At 61.3% G+C, this 16,026-nt stretch carries 16 protein-coding genes; 6 read left to right on the top strand and 10 right to left on the bottom strand.

The window, feature by feature from the left end; genetic code table 11:
• The 3 genes from ACYVDE_RS03670 to trxA all read left to right on the top strand — a co-directional run.
• Nucleotides 1-408 (top strand): LysM peptidoglycan-binding domain-containing protein (locus ACYVDE_RS03670; RefSeq protein ID WP_460500108.1); only part of this gene is annotated, 408 nt, incomplete at its 5' end.
• Nucleotides 409-594: 186 nt separating this feature from the next.
• Nucleotides 595-4,308, top strand: a complete 3,714-nt coding sequence (dnaE, locus tag ACYVDE_RS03675; RefSeq protein ID WP_460500109.1) for a DNA polymerase III subunit alpha — start codon at nucleotides 595-597, stop codon at nucleotides 4,306-4,308.
• A gap of 286 nt (nucleotides 4,309-4,594) precedes the next feature.
• Nucleotides 4,595-4,924, top strand: coding sequence for a thioredoxin (trxA, locus tag ACYVDE_RS03680; protein WP_198067719.1), 330 nt, complete (start codon nucleotides 4,595-4,597; stop codon nucleotides 4,922-4,924).
• A 78-nt stretch (nucleotides 4,925-5,002) separates the two neighbouring features.
• Here the strand turns inward: trxA and ACYVDE_RS03685 are convergent, their stop codons facing one another.
• Together ACYVDE_RS03685 and ACYVDE_RS03690 are read right to left on the bottom strand one after the other, a co-directional pair.
• Nucleotides 5,003-5,389: a hypothetical protein gene (locus ACYVDE_RS03685; protein ID WP_460500110.1), complete on the bottom strand. Its 387-nt coding sequence runs from the start codon at nucleotides 5,387-5,389 to the stop codon at nucleotides 5,003-5,005.
• A gap of 189 nt (nucleotides 5,390-5,578) precedes the next feature.
• Complete coding sequence (locus tag ACYVDE_RS03690; protein WP_460500111.1) at nucleotides 5,579-5,911, bottom strand: hypothetical protein; 333 nt, start codon at nucleotides 5,909-5,911, stop codon at nucleotides 5,579-5,581.
• 201 nt (nucleotides 5,912-6,112) lie between these two features.
• Between ACYVDE_RS03690 and ACYVDE_RS03695 the strand changes: the two genes are divergently transcribed.
• Complete coding sequence (locus ACYVDE_RS03695) at nucleotides 6,113-6,580, top strand: hypothetical protein (protein ID WP_460500112.1); 468 nt, start codon at nucleotides 6,113-6,115, stop codon at nucleotides 6,578-6,580.
• A 154-nt stretch (nucleotides 6,581-6,734) separates the two neighbouring features.
• On the top strand, nucleotides 6,735-8,030 hold the full coding sequence (locus ACYVDE_RS03700; protein ID WP_460500113.1) for a Xaa-Pro aminopeptidase: 1,296 nt from the start codon (nucleotides 6,735-6,737) through the stop codon (nucleotides 8,028-8,030).
• 80 nt (nucleotides 8,031-8,110) lie between these two features.
• On the opposite strand, the gene ACYVDE_RS03705 is transcribed toward ACYVDE_RS03700, so the two are convergent.
• From ACYVDE_RS03705 to ACYVDE_RS03740, 8 genes are all read right to left on the bottom strand, one after another.
• A complete protein-coding gene (locus tag ACYVDE_RS03705) occupies nucleotides 8,111-8,665 on the bottom strand; it encodes a DUF4252 domain-containing protein (protein ID WP_460500114.1) in 555 nt (184 codons plus the stop codon).
• Nucleotides 8,666-8,775: 110 nt separating this feature from the next.
• Complete coding sequence (locus ACYVDE_RS03710) at nucleotides 8,776-10,422, bottom strand: hypothetical protein (protein WP_460500115.1); 1,647 nt, start codon at nucleotides 10,420-10,422, stop codon at nucleotides 8,776-8,778.
• Nucleotides 10,423-10,527: 105 nt separating this feature from the next.
• Nucleotides 10,528-10,938: an EVE domain-containing protein gene (locus ACYVDE_RS03715; protein ID WP_460500116.1), complete on the bottom strand. Its 411-nt coding sequence runs from the start codon at nucleotides 10,936-10,938 to the stop codon at nucleotides 10,528-10,530.
• A 170-nt stretch (nucleotides 10,939-11,108) separates the two neighbouring features.
• A complete protein-coding gene (locus ACYVDE_RS03720) occupies nucleotides 11,109-12,455 on the bottom strand; it encodes a DUF3570 domain-containing protein (protein WP_460500117.1) in 1,347 nt (448 codons plus the stop codon).
• 64 nt (nucleotides 12,456-12,519) lie between these two features.
• Entirely contained in the window at nucleotides 12,520-12,717 is a 198-nt protein-coding gene (locus ACYVDE_RS03725) for a DUF4266 domain-containing protein (RefSeq protein ID WP_460500122.1), read from the bottom strand.
• Nucleotides 12,718-12,781: 64 nt separating this feature from the next.
• Entirely contained in the window at nucleotides 12,782-13,840 is a 1,059-nt protein-coding gene (locus ACYVDE_RS03730; protein ID WP_460500118.1) for an FAD:protein FMN transferase, read from the bottom strand.
• A gap of 81 nt (nucleotides 13,841-13,921) precedes the next feature.
• On the bottom strand, nucleotides 13,922-14,578 hold the full coding sequence (locus tag ACYVDE_RS03735) for a thioredoxin family protein (protein WP_460500119.1): 657 nt from the start codon (nucleotides 14,576-14,578) through the stop codon (nucleotides 13,922-13,924).
• Nucleotides 14,579-14,737: 159 nt separating this feature from the next.
• The gene (locus ACYVDE_RS03740; protein ID WP_460500120.1) at nucleotides 14,738-15,157 is read right to left on the bottom strand and encodes a lipocalin-like domain-containing protein; all 420 of its coding nucleotides are present in this window, start codon (nucleotides 15,155-15,157) and stop codon (nucleotides 14,738-14,740) included.
• A 204-nt stretch (nucleotides 15,158-15,361) separates the two neighbouring features.
• On the opposite strand from ACYVDE_RS03740, the gene ACYVDE_RS03745 reads away from it, so the two are divergent.
• On the top strand, nucleotides 15,362-16,026 hold a 665-nt coding region (locus tag ACYVDE_RS03745; protein WP_460500121.1), incomplete at its 3' end, for a helix-hairpin-helix domain-containing protein.

Here is a 16,026-nt window from a genome sequence, read left to right on the forward strand (position 1 = left end):
CCGGCCCTGCCGGCTCCATCCGAAGCCTCGCACCGCGTCGAGCCCGGCGAAACGGTGTTTGCCGTGGGCCGCCGCTTCGGCGTGGCACCCGCTACGCTCATTGCTATCAATCAGCTCGAAGCACCCTACAAGCTCGCAACTGGCCAGGTGCTGCTGCTCAAGCCCGTCGATGCCGTGGGAGCGGCCCTCAAGCCCCGGCCCGCGCCGCGCCCGGCTCCCACACCCATCCGCGACCCGGCCAGCCTTACGCCGCCCACCCACACCGTGGAGCCCGGCGAAACGCTCTACAGCATCTCGGTGCTCTACCACACCAAAGTGGCCGAATTGCAGGCCCTCAACGGCCGTGCCGCCACTGATACGGGCGTGAAAATCGGGGAGGTGCTGCAACTGCCAGTCGGGAGCAAGTAGGGGAGAACCCGCGGCCGGCCTAATCAAAACGCAGGCCTCAGGGAATCAAGCCGGAGGAAAATTGGGTTTGGGGAACCCCGCCGGCCGGGGGTATCTTTACCATAAGGGTTGAATTTCGCGGGTTAAGTGTTGAATTAAATCAGCGGAAAACTCAGAACTCAACCCTTAAAACTCAGCCCTCCCGCTATGCCCACGTTCTCGCACCTTCACAGCCACACCCAATACTCGCTGCTCGACGGCCAGGCCAGCATTTCGGCCCTGATGAAGAAGGCCCAAAAGGACGGCATGCCCGCCGTGGCCCTCACCGACCACGGCAACATGTTCGGCGCGTTCAACTTCGTGGCTGAGGCCAACAAGTACAACGTGAAGCCCATTGTGGGCTGCGAATTCTACTTGGTTGAGGACCGGCATAAAAAGGCCTTTAGCCGCGAAAAAGGCGAGCGCGACACCCGCCACCACCAGTTGCTGCTGGCCAAGGACCAGGCCGGCTACCACAACCTGGCCAAGCTCTGCTCGCTGAGCTTTATCGAGGGCGTGTACTCGAAGTTTCCGCGCATCGATAAGGAGTTGCTGCTGAAATACCACGAGGGCCTGATTGCTACTTCGTGCTGCATCGGTGCCGAGATTCCGCAGACCATTCTCTTCGGCACCGAAGCCGAAGCCGAGGAGAAGCTGAAGTGGTGGCTTGACTTATTCGGTGAGGATTACTACATCGAAATTCAGCGCCACGGGCTGATGAATTTCGACGGCACCGGCAAAAGCCAGGAAGACGTGAACCAGATTTTGCTGGGCTTTGCGAAGAAGTACAACGTCAAGGTCATCTGCACCAACGACTCGCACTACGTCGACCAGACCGACTACGCCGCCCACGACCTGCTGCTGTGCGTGAACACCGGCGAGGAGCACAGTATCCCGGTCGGCGACATCCGCACCAACTACTACACCCTGATGACCGGCCAGGGCGAGGTGAAATACGACCTGCTCGACAACCTGCGCCGCGACCACTCGCGCGACGAAGCCGCCCAACGCCAGCTGCGCCGCATCGACGAGGAGCTGCAGAAGCCCAAGCCGCACACCCGCTTTGGCTTCGCCAACGACCAGTTCTTCTTCAAGACGCAGGCGCAGATGAACGACCTGTTCGCCGACGTGCCCGAGAGCTTAGACAACACTAACGAGATTGTCGACAAAATCACGCCCCCGAAGCTGGCGCGCGACATTCTGTTGCCCAACTTCCCCATTCCCGCGCCCTTCGCCAACGCCGACGAATTCCTGCGCGAGCTGACTTACGTGGGGGCCTTCGGTGCCAGCGCCGGCAAGGGCGTCGTGACGATGACCAAGCCGCCGCGCTACTCCGAGCGCACGCCCGAAATCGAGGAACGCCTTGACTATGAGCTGCGCATCATCCAGACGATGGGCTTTGCGGGCTACTTTCTCATCACCCAAGACTTCATCAACCACGGCCGCAGCATTGGCGTGGCCGTGGGCCCGGGCCGGGGCTCAGCCGCCGGCTCGGCGGTGGCCTACTGCGTGGGCATCACCAACATCGACCCCATCAAGTACTCGCTGCTGTTCGAGCGTTTCCTGAACCCCGAGCGCGTGTCGATGCCCGATATCGACATCGACTTTGACGACGTGAACCGCCAGCGCGTCATCGACTACGTGGTGGGCAAGTACGGCAAAACGCAGGTAGCCCAGATTATCACCTTCGGCACTATGGCCGCCAAGTCCAGCATCAAGGACGTGGCCCGGGCCATGGAGCTGCCCCTGCCGCACACCAACGACCTCACCAAGATGGTGCCCGACAAGCCCGGCACCACCCTGGCCGGCGCCTTCGCCGAAAACCAGGAGCTCGACATGATTCGGCGCGACGAGTCGCCCGAAAACCTCAAGGGCCAGATTCTGCGTCTCGCCACCCAGCTCGAAGGCTCGGTGCGCAACACCGGTATCCACGCGGCCGGCGTCATCATCGCGCCCGACGACATCACGAACTACATCCCGGTATCGACGTCGAAAGACTCGGACCTGCTCGTGACGCAGTTCGATGGCAAGGTGATTGAATCGGCCGGCATGCTGAAGATGGACTTTCTGGGCCTCAAAACCCTGACCATCATCGTGGATGCGCTGACCCTGATTGAGCGTAACCACGGCGTGAAAATCGACATTGACGAGATTCCGCTCGACGACGAGAAGACCTACGCCCTCTACCAGCGCGGCGATACCATCGGCACGTTCCAGTTTGAATCCGAGGGAATGCGGCAGTACCTCAAGGACCTGAAGCCGACCAACATCGAAGACCTGATTGCCATGAACGCCCTCTACCGCCCGGGCCCGATGCAGTTCATCCCGAACTTCATCAACCGCAAGCACGGCCGCGAGGAAGTGGAATACCCGCACGACCTGCTCAAGCCCATTCTGGAGTACAGCCAGGGCATCATGGTGTATCAGGAGCAGATTATGCAGACGGCCCAGATTCTGGCCGGCTACTCGCTCGGCGGCGCCGACCTGCTGCGCCGCGCCATGGGTAAGAAGGACATGAAAAAGATGGCGCTCGAACGCGAGAAGTTCATCGAGGGCGCCAAAAATCTGCACAGCATTCCGGCGAAGAAGGCCAACGAAGTCTTCGACGTAATGGAAAAATTCGCCGAGTACGGCTTCAACCGCTCGCACTCGGCCGCCTATTCGGTAGTAGCGTATCAGACTGGTTATCTGAAGGCCAACTACCCGGCCGAGTACATGGCCGCCGTGCTCACCAACAACATGGGCGACATCAAGAAGGTGACCTTCTTCATCGAAGAAGCCCGCAAGCAGGGCGTGCCCGTGCTCGGGCCCGACGTGAATGAATCCCTGCTGAAATTCAACGTGAACCAGGAGGGTGCCATTCGTTTCGGCATGGGCGCGGTGAAGGGCGCGGGCGAACTCGCCGTGGAAAGCATGGTGCAGGAGCGCAGCAAAAACGGCGAGTACACCGACATTTTCGACTTCGCCAAGCGCGTGAACCTGCGCACTGTGAACAAGAAAACCTTTGAGAGCCTGGCCCAGGCCGGTGCCTTCGACAACTTCGGCAAGCACCGTCGCTTGTATCTCGATGCGCCTGCCGGCGACCAGAACCTGATTGAAAAGGCCATGCGTGTGGGCCAGCAGCACGCGGCGGCCAAGGAGTCGGCCCAGCACAGCCTGTTTGGGGCGGGGGCTTTCGGGGCCGTGGCCGCGCCCATGCCCAAAATGCACGAGATGGAGCCCTGGAGCAAAACCGAGCAACTGCGCCGCGAAAAGGAAGTAGTGGGCTTCTACCTTTCGGGCCACCCGCTCGACAGCTACAAGCTGGAGCTCGACGCCTACTGCACCTGCGGGCTGGATAAGGTGGACGAAATCAAGAACAAGGAAATTGCGGTGGCCGGCCTGATTAACAACGTGTTGTTTAAGACAACTAAAACCGGCCAGCCCTTCTGCACCTTCACCCTCGAAGACTACGAGACAAGCATCAATCCGGCCCTGTTCCGCGACGACTACACCAAGTTTGCGCCCCTCATCAACCCGCGCAACTACCCCAACGAGCAGGTGCCGCCCATGTTTGTGCGCCTCAAGCAGGAGCTGCGCCGCCACACCCAAGACCAGTGGGACCTCCGCATCCTCACGATGGAGCCGCTGGCCGACGTGGCCGAAAAGCGCAGCAAAGGCGTGCGCGTGCGCCTCGACCTGCGCACCGTAACCGGCCCCATGCTCGACCGGCTGGAAGAGGCCATTGAGCATGCTCCCGGCGGTAAGCGTCTCGAAATTCAGTTTGTGGAGCCGCACGAGCACCTGGCCGTGGATATGTTCTCACGCCGCTTCCAGATTGAGCCCAAGGCCTTCATCGAAAAGATGAAGGAGCTGGACATGGAAGTGTGCACGCTGATTTAGGGGCTGGGCCGATAAAAAAGAAGAACGTCATGCAGAGCGCAGTCGAAGCATCTCTACCGCGCAACGCAATTATTTACTTGCGCGGTAGAGATGCTTCGACTGCGCTCTGCATGACGTACAAAGCGTGTTTTTCATGACGTTCAAATAGAAAAACAGACCCTTCGCCCGGCCGAAACCGTCCCGCTGAACTTTCCCGACCCCGGGCTGTTTTACCATCCAATCTGCTACCTTGCGACCCCGTTGGCCGTATACGCCAGACTATTTATTAACCCCAACCCAAATTGAAATGGGACACAAAGCAATTGAAATAACCGACGCCAACTTTGACGAAATCATCAACGGCGACAAGCCCGTACTGGTCGATTTCTGGGCTGAATGGTGCGGCCCCTGCCGCATGGTAGGCCCCGTGGTGGAAGAGCTGGCCGGCGAATACGAAGGCAAAGTGGTGGTGGGCAAAGTCGATGTTGACGCCAACCCCCAGACTTCGATGAAATTTGGCATCCGCAGCATCCCCACGCTGCTGGTTTTCAAAAACGGCCAAATCGTTGATAAGCAAGTAGGCGCAGTGCCCAAGCACGTGCTCGCCCAAAAACTCGAAGCGCAGGTAACGGCCTAATCGGCCGCAACAGCGCTGAATAACGAAAAAGCCCCTCGCTACGGTAGCGAGGGGCTTTTTACTGTAAATGGCGGCCGGCTAGTTGAACATGTGGCTGGTGCGCCGCCGCCGGGCTTTGGCCTCCATGCGGGCTTTGGCTTTGAGGTGCTTCTGGTGTATGTGCAACTGGCGGTTGAGCTTGGCGGGCGACGTTACCGCCTTGCTGTCTTCGAGCCCGACGAGGACCAGCACCGCATGATTGAAGCCGGTACTAAGCTTCCGGAAGCGGTAGGCGACCGACCGCTTGCTCTTTTTTGCGGCTTTGGCCTCTTTTGCTTTGGCCTTAGTGGCGGCCTTTTCGCGGGCCGCGGCTTTGCGCATGGTTTCGGTTGGGTTGTCGGGCATCAGGCTGCGAGCCGCCTGCGACGAAAGAGGGGTGAGCGCCAGCAAGCTACTGGCAACCAAGCAAGCGTAGAGAGTTTTCATAGCTCGGAGCAAAAAAGGGTAAGCGTAAATCGCCGGCTGAGCAGCCACATGGGCTCAGGTGAGGCGGTCATGGATTATTTTCGGTACTAAAGTAATATATTATTTTACTTTTGGCAAGTAGGTTAAAAAAATATCCCCGCATCGGGCACGATGCGGGGATAAAGAACAAGCCAGATGGACCAAGCGCGACTAGCGGAAGCGGCGCACTTGGCCATCGTGCTTCTGGCGGTAAATGGCGCGGCTGGTTTGGCGCTCATCCTTGCGGATGTCCTGGCGTTCGTCACGGGTAACTACGCCATCGGCTTTGGCTTCGCGTTTGTCTTCGCGAATGTCGGCTTCGCGGGTTTTCAGGCGGGCCGCTTCGGGGCGGGTGAGCTCACCCGAGCGCACGCCTTGGCGAATGCGGGCCTGCTCGGTGCGCTGGCGGGCCGTGATGCCCGGCGTTGCGGTTTGAGCGGTGGCAGTGTACGAAATAGCAAAGAGGCCAAAGGCAGCGATAACCGAAAACAGCGACTTTTTCATGACAGTGGGTGTGGATGTGGGGTGAATGATGCCGGTTGGATAGCGCCCGGGCGGACGGGTTTAAAAGCGGCGGCCGAATCCCGCTTCGCCAGTCGCTGCACGGCAGTGAAAGAGTATAGAAAAATGGGTACATTGCTACCCAACCGCAGCGCCCGAAGCGCCGTAGACGGCCCATTTCTCACCCCCTTCACATTTCCCGTTATGAAGCGCATTCTCGGTCTCCTCGTTTCTCTGAGCCTGCTTGGCGGTTCGGCCGCCCTCGCCCAAACCACTGCCCCGGCCAGTACCGGCACCACCAGCACGATGAGTGCCAGCTCGTCGAAAACGACCAAGATGACCACTTCGCAGGCCCCGGCCACGAAGGTGACCACCAAGTCGTCGACTATGACCAACCCGGCCGGCATGTCGAAATCGAGCACCATGACCAAGAGCTCGGGCTCGATGACCAAGTCGAGCACCATGACGACGCCCTCGGGCAATACCAAAATGTCGTCGTCATCGACCTCGACCAGCACTAAGATGAAAGCCGACGGCACGCCCGACATGCGCTACAAGGAAAACAAGATGACCAAAACCACCAGCACCGGTCCCTTGAAAGCCGACGGCACGCCCGACATGCGCTACAAGACCAACAAGACAACCGTGAAAAAGACGAGCACCAAAATGTAGTGCCGGCCACCTGTGGCCACAAAAAAGCCCCTGCTTCGCCCGAAGCGGGGCTTTTTTTGTTGTGCTGGCATACAACGGCCCGGCGGCCGGCCGTGGCCGCGCTGCCTCCTGCCTAACTTGCGCCTCCCAACTCTCCATTATTTCGCTTCCGCCCATGCGCTACGCCCCCCTCGCTCCTGAGCTTTTTGTTGAGAACCGCCGCCGCTTCCGCGAGCTGCTGCCGCCGGCTTCGCTGGCCATCTTCCAGAGCAACGATATTATGCCGACCAATGCCGACGGCACCATGGCATTCCGGCAAAACAACGACCTGTTCTACCTGTCCGGCGTCGACCAGGAGGAGAGCATTCTCGTCATTTTTCCGGATGCACGCCTGCCCCAGCACCGCGAAATCCTGTTCCTGAAGGAAACGTCGGAGCATATCCTCATCTGGGAAGGCTATAAGCTGACCAAGGACGAGGCCCGCCAGAACTCGGGCATTCGCACCATTATGTGGCTCGACAGCTTCAACTCGGTGCTGCCCGCGCTGATGAACGAAGCCGAGAACGTATATCTGAACTCGAACGAGCACATCCGGGCCGTGGTGGAGGTGGAAACGCGCGATTCCCGCTTCATCAAGCGGCTGCAGGCGCAGTACCCGCTGCACACCTACCGCCGCGCCGCCCGCCTGCTGCACCAGCTGCGCGCCATCAAGAGCCCCGAGGAAATCCGGGTGATGCGCCAGGCCTGCGACATCACGGGCAAGGCCTTCCGCCGGCTGCTGGGCTTCGTGAAGCCGGGCGTGTGGGAGTTCGAGATTGAAGCCGAGATTGTGCACGAATTTATGCGCAACCGCAGCCGCGGACCGGCTTACGGCAGCATTGTAGCCAGCGGCAAGAATGCCTGCGTGCTGCACTACACTACCAACGATAACCAGTGCCAGGACGGCGACGTGATTCTGCTCGACTTCGGGGCCGAATACGCCAACTACGCGGCCGACTTGTCGCGCTCTATTCCGGTGAATGGCAAGTTCACGCCGCGCCAGCGGCAGGTGTACGATGCGGTGCTGAGCGTGATGGAGTTTGCCAAATCCCGCCTCGTATCGGGCGCTGAGATTGAGGAATACCACCGCCAGGTGGGCGAGGCCATGGAGCAGCAGCTCATCAAGCTCGACCTGCTGAATGCCACCGACGTGAAAAACCAAGACCCGGCGGCCCCGCTCTACAAAAAGTACTTCATGCACGGCACCAGCCACTACCTGGGCCTCGACGTGCACGACGTGGGCTACAAGTACCGCACCTTCGAGCCCGGCATGGTGTACACCATCGAGCCAGGCATCTATATTCCCGAGGAGGGCCTGGGCATTCGTTTGGAAAACGACATTCTCATCACGCCCGGTGGCAACGAGGATTTAATGGCCAGCATTCCGCTGCAGGCCGATGAGATTGAAACCCTGATGGCGCAGGGCCGGTAAGCTCTGAGCACAGAAAAAAAAGCAGAATGCCCGGCCGAGTTAACTCGGCCGGGCATTCTGCTTTTTTTGTCTGGGGCGTATTATTTGCTTGTTGCCTGCACAATTTGAGGCAGGTACTTGGCCAGCGCGCTCACTTGACTGCTGGTGAAATTGCCCTGCACTGAAACGAGCACGAACGAGTCGGCCACGTCGGGCAGGCTGCCCAGGGCCGCAAACTCCGAGATTTTATCGCCCGAGCCGCGGGTGGAGATGGCGTAGCTGCTGCCGCCGAAGCCGGCCGTGGTCAGCGGCGTGTATTTTTCGCCCTGCAGAATGCCGCTGGCCTCGGCGCGCAGGCCCTGGGCCGCCAGTTCGCGAGCCGACGACGAGGTGGGCGTGAAGCTGATAACCCGCGCCGAGCGGATGCCGGTGATGGCATTGGTGAGGTCGGAGCCGCCGAGCAGCTTGGCAGCCTTCACCAGGGCCAGGCGCTGGAGCAGGTCGGCCGACCATTCGGTGGCTTTGAAGCCGTCGCGATTTTCGTACTTCGAGAAGAATGAAGCTACGGTGCGCGCCGGTGTGCCGGGGCCACCGGCGCGACAGCCCGCCAGCACGAGCAACAGAAACAGAACGGGAAGACGGAGTTTGGTCATCATGAAGCAAAAATGCAGCCCGGGCCGGGAATGCAGCGCCGGTAGTTCGGCGCTGGCCCGCCAATGGTACGGCCACGGCTGCCGGGTTGTTGGCCGGCGGGCAACAATAGCTGCTATTGGAATACCACCGTGTTCATAAAAAACACCTCGCGGTCGGAGCCGTGCGCCACGCGCACGTGCTGGTAGCCCAGCGCCACAAAACGGCCCCCGTACCACGGCAGTAAGTCGTACTGGTCGGTATCGGTAGCACGCTCAGGCCCTTGCTCGGCACTGCTCACGCCGGTGCTGATGGGAACCTGTAAGTCGTTGGGGGCGCTTTCACCGCGGTTCACCACTTTGTAGCGCAGCTTGTTTTCGTCGAGGTAGGCCAGCACGAGGCGGCCATCGGGCAGGGCCTGCAGGCGCACGGCTTCTTCGAGCTCGGTGCGGCGCAGGTTTTCGACTACGAAAATATTATCCCAAAGGAGCGTGCCCTTGCGGTCGAAGCCGCATACCAGGGCGTGGGTGGTTTGGTAGCCATCAAAGGAGCGGTTAGCGCCATAGGGCGAGTACGGCGAATAGCCCAGCCCCTGACCGTAGTCGTAGCCCGACGAATAGTACTGGTTGCCAAAGCTGCCGAACGGGCTGCCGTAATACGTCCCGTAGTTATTGTAGCGATAATGCGGGGTATATACTTCGGCTACCAGCACGTAGCCGCCATCGGGCTGTGGCTGCAGCTCGTGGAGCAGCAGGCGGTAGTGCCAGCGCATGGGCGGCATCGACCGGGCCAGCCGCCGGGCTACGCGCTGGCGTAGCCGAGCCTGCTTGCTGGGTTTGAGGTAGTCGAAAAAATGCTTGAGGTGCAGAAAGTCGTAGAAGCGCAACGGAGGCTTCGCGGCGCCCGGCACACCGGAGGCGGGCCGGCTCAGGTCGGTGGCGAACACGCCCTGGGCGTAGTTGGGGTCGCGCAGCGAATAGGTGCCCATCAGGAGGCGGGCGGTGGTATCCTGCGGGGGCGTTACCTGGGCCGTAATGAGGCTGCGCTCGCTCTCAGCCTGCACAAACTCGGAGCTCAGCAGCTGGCCCTTATCGGTGAGCTGCTTGAGGAGCAGGCGGCTTTTGCGGCCGTTCGTCTGGCTCAGCACGTACTCGGCGCGGCGGGTGGCGGCATCGGCCACGAAGGTGAGCTGCGTAGGCACGTGTTCGTACACCGAGGGCAGGTACTGCATCTGGCCGGTAGCCACGTCGAGCAGGAGAGCCGTGACGTGCAGCTGGTCCTGCAGCAGCACGGTGGCAAACAGCTTGCCGTCGAGCGCCTTCAGCTCCACTACCTCGCGGCTCAGCTTGGTATCGAACTGCTGGGTGCGCGTCTGGCCCAGGTGGCCATTGTAGGCAGCCACAAACAAGCGGCCCGTGGTATTGCGCGAAGCAAATAGCGCGTACACCGTGGTGCCCTCGGCACACATGCGCACGAAGCTGAACTCATCGGCCACCTTCAGCGGAACCTCCTGGCGCAGATGCAAGCGCTGGTCGTATTGCTGAAAGCTGAAATCGGAGCGGCTGGAGAGCGTGCGCTCGTGGCCTATCAGCAGTACCACGGTGCTATCGGCGGGCAGGGCCTGCACATGTACTTCGCTGTCGCGGTTGTTCAGCGGGAGTTCGGTGCGGGCCGTTTGCACGGGCGCGTTGGGCAGCAGCGGCGCTTTTTGGGCCCATGTGCATAGCGGCAGCGCCAGGCTTCCGCAGCAGGCCAGCAGCAGGGAAAAGTAGCGATGTTTCATACTCAAAGCCGTGAAAAATGGTCGCCAATGCATCTGGCTTTTCAACGCAGATGTTCTCTTAAAGATACAGCGCCCGGGGCCGGAAAGGTGCCGGCCCCGGACAGGTTATTTTGTCCCCAACTCCATGATGGCGTCGAACTCTTCGGGCCGCACCGGCAGTACCGACAGCCGCGACTGTCGGATGAGGGCCAACTCGCCCAGCCGCGCATCGGCCTTCAACTGGGCCAGGCTCACAGGGTGGGGCAGGGGCTGCACCGGGCGTAGCGGCACGGCCACCCAGGGCGAGCCGGCTTCGGCGGTGGCATCGGGGTGGGCCACACCGGCCACTTCGGCTACGCCCACCACGGCTTTCTCGCTCACGCTGTGGTAGTAGAGCACGAGGTCGCCGGGCTGCATGAGGGTGAGGTTGTTGCGGGCCTGGTAGTTGCGCACGCCGGTCCAGGCGGTGCCGTCTTCCTGCACGAAAGTGTTCCAGGAGTACGCTTCGGGTTCTGATTTAACGAGCCAATGCTTCATTGTATACGGTTGCTGGTTTGGTGTTGCTGGTTGCTCGTTGATGAGGATGGGGCGATTTCCTCCGCTGGAAACCAGCCACAAGTAACCAGAAACCTAAACGGCCGGCACAGGCATTGATGCCGGCCGGCCGTTGGTTTGCACACGCAAAGAAAAAGAAAATCCGGGGGCGGCTACAGCGCGAAGCCTAGGTCGAAGCTGATGATGTTGGAAACCAGGTCGGCCCGGTCGCTGACGGCGTAAATCGTCGAGCCAAACTGCTGGTAGTGCGCGTAGCGTAGGTCGAGCGACTTAAAGCGCATGACCCGGGGCTGGCCCTGACCGTTCTTGCCCGGCACGCGGAAGCGGCCAATGCCGTACACTGGCGAGTAGCGCAGCCCCAGGCCCGCCTTGTGCGCCGTGAAAGCTGACAGGTCGTAGTCGGAAGTATAATACTGGTCGGCCACCGAGTGCTGGGCGAAGGGCGCGAAGTAGGTAGCGGCCGTCTGGGTGTGGTAGCGGTAGAAGGGGTAGAGCACGAAAAACGGCGTCACTTTCACCGGCAGTTCCAGCTCCAGCGTGTGCGCTGTAATGCCAAAGTTGTCGTTATAAAAGCGATAGAAGCCGCGCACCTGCACCAGGTCGGTGGCGTAGTAGTTCAGGCGCAGGCTCACCGGGTACTTGAAGCGCGAGCGGGGTAGCGCCTCGATGCGGGCCGCCGTGGGGAAGCGGCTTTCAAAATTGCTGTTCAGTGTAGGTGCCAGGTTGGGGGCGGTATTGTCGCGGAAATACACGCGGTGGAAAGGCGTACTCAGCAGCCCGTTCTGCGACACCAGCTCGGTGCTGATGGCTGCCTGTAAGCGCTTGCTGACTACCTGCGAGTAAGTAGCCGTGAAGTTGTAGGTCTGGCGCGTGTCGGAGCCGTAGTTTCCTTTGCCGACACCCGGCGCACGCAACTCGATAGGCGTAATCAGCGTCACGCGGTCAAAAAATACCTGCCCGGCCAGGCTAAGCTGGCGGTTGCCGTCCTGCGAGGTTTTGGCAAACGAGCCGGCCACGTTGAACGACAGATAGTCATATTCTTTCGACACGCCAACGCCCGTGCCCCAGATGGTGCCTTTGGCCTTCTGCTCGCGGCTGTAACCGAAGTCGCCGTGGTAGCGCACGTCGTGCGCCGAGGGGGTGCTCAGCGCGAAGTCGATGCGGTCGGTCGAGGCCGAGGCGTAAAAGTCAGCGCCCACGTTCACGCTCAGCCGGCTCACGGTATCAAGCGGCACGTTCACGATGATGGCCGGGGGCACGTCGGTGAGCTGCTGGGTGCCGCGGCCGCCTTCCACGGCGCCGTGGCTGCCATTCTGCTGGTAGTAGCCGCCCAGAATATCGATGGTCGTTTCATCGGCTGCGCGGCTCACCGGCACCGAGGGGCTCACAGGCGCGCCGTAGCCGTCGATGCGGTTCGGGTTCTGCGTAGTGCCGGTCTGGGCTAGGGCTGGGGAGGCCAGGGCGCTGAAGGCCAGTAAGGGTAAAAATAGCTTTTTCAAGAAACTGTTTCTTAGAATGTCACGCTTCGACTGCGCTCAGCATGACGTTTCGCATGCTCATTACTTAGTTGCAGCCGCAGCCGCCGCCCACTTTGCCGCCGTTGGCGCCGCCAGCGCCTTCGCGGTAGCTTTCGAAATTGGTTTCGGGCGTTTCCACGGTTTTGCTGGCCAGCTTCATGTCCTCGTCGTTGAGGTACACTTTCTGGTAGGCGGCTACCGACACGCAGCTCGGCAGCGCGGCTCCCAGCGGGAGCAACAGCAGCCCCAGCAGCAGGCGGGGATGCGTAGATAAGGCTATTCTTTTCACAGTCGTAGCGTACGTAAAATCAGGGACGGGTGGCCGGAGTGGGCGTTGTGCCGTGGTAAAAATTCAGCGTCATGCCCCGCGAGGCCAGCGTGCGGTTGTCGTCAGTTATCAACGTGCAATCAACGCCTTTCAGTTTATTAATAAACGCCAAACCGGCGGTTGGCCCTTTCACGAAGACGACTTCGTCCAATCCATCGGCCAATTCCACGTCGGGGCACAGAATAGTGACCGAGCGCAGCCCCACCGACGGGTAGCCCGTGTGCGGGTTGATGATGTGCCCGTACACCTGCTTGCCCACCGTAAAATACTGCTCGTAGTTGCCGGCCGTGACGACGGCCATGTCCGTCACGTCCACCCAGGCGGCCACCGAATTTGGATGGTCGGGGTCGCCGATGGCCACGCGCCAGAGCGAGCCGTCGGCCTGCCGCCCCCAGCAGTAAATGTCGCCCGAGCCGTTCATGAGCCCGCCCTTGATGCCCATCTTATCGAGCACTTCCTTGGCCCGGCGCAGGCCGTAGCCCTGCAGAATGCCCGCCAGATTGATGCGCATGCCTTTTTCGGGCAGGTACACCGTGTGCTTGGCAACATCCAGCTGAATTTTCTGCCAGCCGATGCGCCGCACCGAGTTGCGGATGGCCGCCGAATCGGGCAGTGCCGGGTGCGCCTGCCGGTCGAACTTGTATAGCTTGTCGGCACTGGCAAAGGTGATGTCGAAGGCTCCATCGCTGAGGCGCGACAGGTTCAGGGTGCGGGTAATCAGGTCGAAGGTTTCGGCCGATACGGCTACCGGCCGCAGCCCCGCCGCCCGGTTGATGCGCACCACCTCGGAGGTCGAATCCCAAAACGACATCAGCTTATCAATGCGGCGCACCTCGCCCAGGCCGGCACGCAGGGCCCGCTGCCCGGTCGAGTCGTCGGGCGCCACCACCGTAAAGGTGAAGTGCGAGCCCATCAGGTGCGCGCTTTTGGTGAAGGTGTGGCGCGCGGCGGCCGGCGTCGTTTGGGCGCGGCCCGTCCCAGCCAGCAGCAATAGGCTCAGGAGGCACAGCGGCGCAAGTAGCAATCGACGAATGAGCATTGGGTAAGAAAAGCAGCGGGGCCGGCAAAAGTTGCCGCGCCCCGCGCTGGTGTGTTCACTAAATGGAAGGCAAGCGCCTGCTTAGAGCGTCGGCACCACCTTTTTCAGATAGGCCTCGAAGGCCGCCGGGCCGCCGGCAATGTAGCCGGTTTTGGCCAGCACCTTGCCATCGGGCGCAATCACGACGGCCAGCGGGAAGTCGCCCTCGCGGTTGAGCTGGGCAGCAGCGGCATCGTTCATCTTCTGCTGGGCAGCCGGCAGCTGGTTCTTTTTCAGACGCGGAAAGTCGAAGTGGGCCAGCACCAGCTTGTCCTTGGCGTAGGCCATGAACTCGGGCTTGGCAAACACCTCCTGCTCGTACATGATGCAAGGCTTGCACCAGTCGGAGCCCGAAAAAACGGCCAGAATAGGCCGGTTGGCCGCTTTCGCGGCCGCCTTGGCCGCGTCGAGGTCCGTCAGCCAGCCGGCGGGTGCTTCGGCCGTTACCGCTGGCGCTGGGGCCGCCGCTACCACCACCTGCGGCTCGGAAGCCACGGGCGTAGTGGGCTGCGGGGCGGCCGCGGGTTCTACCGTTAACTTGGTTTTGGCCACCGCACCGCTGGCATCAGTGGTTTTGGTTTTGATTTTATCGTTTTTGGCCTTGACGGTGGTTTTTTGAGCCAGCGCGGGGCCCGCGCCCAGCAGCGCTAAGCCCAAGGCCAGCGTGCGGGCAGCGCCGAAAGCAGCATGAAGTTTCATAACGAATACAGTAAATGAAGTGCCGCCGACGAGCAGCAGCGGAAAGAGGATACGGGCGCACCGGGCAGAAGTTGAACCGGCCGGCAGCTTCCGGTTGCTGGTTGCTAACCAAATTTCCGGCCACAACATGAAATCGCCGTGAGCGGGCCCGTGGCGCGGCTATTGCGGCAGCTGCCGCAGCTTCAGCACCTGCTTATCGAGCCCGATGATTTCGAGGGTGTAGTCGGGCGACTGCCCATCGGTGAGGTGAATGCGCAGGCGGGTGTCGCCGTCGGCCGTCCAGGTGCCTTCGCGGCCCTTCAGGCCATCGGTGGGGGCAATGTCGAACTGCTCGAAGCGGCCGTAGGGCTTCAGGGCGAAGCCGGTGCGGCCCCGGGCCGGCGGAAACTTGTAGGTGTTGGGCCGGTACACCAGCGTGTCGCCCCGGTTTTCTTCGTGCGAGGCCAGCCAGGTGCCTTCCAGTTGCTTCATCGAAGCAGGGGAGGAGGCCACGACGGTGGACTTATTGGGCTGGCAGGCCACCGCCAGCAGCGGGGCGGCCAAGGGCAGCAGGCGGGCAAAAAATGTAATTCCGGACATTGGCAAGAGGTGGCGTCGGGTGGTAAAATGATGAATTCGGAGTAGTCCCCGCAATGGCGCGCAGTGCTTAAACGGCTCCGGGGCGCAATGTTTTCATTGAACGACCCTGCGGCCCACTGCGGTTTAGCCACCGCGTACACTGCGGGAAAAACGACGTAACCCCCCGTACAAGCTACCTTCGCGCCTCTTAAACGACCCTGCCCCGTGGATAACCGCGCCCTGACCCGTGCCTTCAAGCTGGCTGCCCAGCTCATGGAGTTGCACGACGAAAACCCGTTCAAAGTCCGCGCCATGGAAGGCACGGCCAACACCCTCGATGCGCTCAGCTTTCCGGTAGCCGAAGTGGAGCGCCCGGGCCTGCCCGACCGCACCGGCCTGAGCAAAACTGCCGCCGCCAAGGTAGCCGAGCTGCTCGATACCGGCACCTTCTCCGACCTGCAGCGCCTGCTCGATACCACGCCGCCCGGCGTGGTCGAGATGCTGGGCATCAAAGGCATCGGGCCGAAGAAAATCCGCAGCCTGTGGCGCGAGCTGGGCCTCGAAACCATTGAGCAGCTGCGCGAAGCCGCCGAAACCGACCAGGTGAGCAAGCTCAAAGGCTTCGGCAAGAAAACGCAGGACAGCATTCTGGAAGCGTTGGAATTTGCCGGCCAGAGCAAAGGCAAGCTGCTCTACCCGCAGGCCGAAAAGCTGGGCGAAGAGTTGGCTCAGCTATTGCGTGCTGGCCTGAAAACCGAGCAGGTGGCCATGGCCGGCGAAATCCGCCGCCGCCTCGAAACCGTGGAAACCGTGCACCTCGTGGCCGCCACCGAGCAGCCGACCACCGCGCACGAGCTGCTGAACGCCACCGACGGCCTCGTGCCCGATGC

This window comes from Hymenobacter agri, from assembly GCF_054778495.1.

What these genes read in the sequence shown, in the direction of transcription:
- ACYVDE_RS03710 (WP_460500115.1), bottom strand. Translation starts at nt 10,422, where the DNA reads ATGAAACATCGCTACTTTTCCCTGCTGCTGGCCTGCTGCGGAAGCCTG.
- ACYVDE_RS03715 (WP_460500116.1), bottom strand. Translation starts at nt 10,938, where the DNA reads ATGAAGCATTGGCTCGTTAAATCAGAACCCGAAGCGTACTCCTGGAAC.
- ACYVDE_RS03700 (WP_460500113.1), top strand. Translation starts at nt 6,735, where the DNA reads ATGCGCTACGCCCCCCTCGCTCCTGAGCTTTTTGTTGAGAACCGCCGC.
- ACYVDE_RS03685 (WP_460500110.1), bottom strand. Translation starts at nt 5,389, where the DNA reads ATGAAAACTCTCTACGCTTGCTTGGTTGCCAGTAGCTTGCTGGCGCTC.
- trxA (WP_198067719.1), top strand. Translation starts at nt 4,595, where the DNA reads ATGGGACACAAAGCAATTGAAATAACCGACGCCAACTTTGACGAAATC.
- ACYVDE_RS03730 (WP_460500118.1), bottom strand. Translation starts at nt 13,840, where the DNA reads ATGCTCATTCGTCGATTGCTACTTGCGCCGCTGTGCCTCCTGAGCCTA.
- ACYVDE_RS03735 (WP_460500119.1), bottom strand. Translation starts at nt 14,578, where the DNA reads ATGAAACTTCATGCTGCTTTCGGCGCTGCCCGCACGCTGGCCTTGGGC.
- dnaE (WP_460500109.1), top strand. Translation starts at nt 595, where the DNA reads ATGCCCACGTTCTCGCACCTTCACAGCCACACCCAATACTCGCTGCTC.
- ACYVDE_RS03695 (WP_460500112.1), top strand. Translation starts at nt 6,113, where the DNA reads ATGAAGCGCATTCTCGGTCTCCTCGTTTCTCTGAGCCTGCTTGGCGGT.
- ACYVDE_RS03705 (WP_460500114.1), bottom strand. Translation starts at nt 8,665, where the DNA reads ATGATGACCAAACTCCGTCTTCCCGTTCTGTTTCTGTTGCTCGTGCTG.
- ACYVDE_RS03690 (WP_460500111.1), bottom strand. Translation starts at nt 5,911, where the DNA reads ATGAAAAAGTCGCTGTTTTCGGTTATCGCTGCCTTTGGCCTCTTTGCT.
- ACYVDE_RS03740 (WP_460500120.1), bottom strand. Translation starts at nt 15,157, where the DNA reads ATGTCCGGAATTACATTTTTTGCCCGCCTGCTGCCCTTGGCCGCCCCG.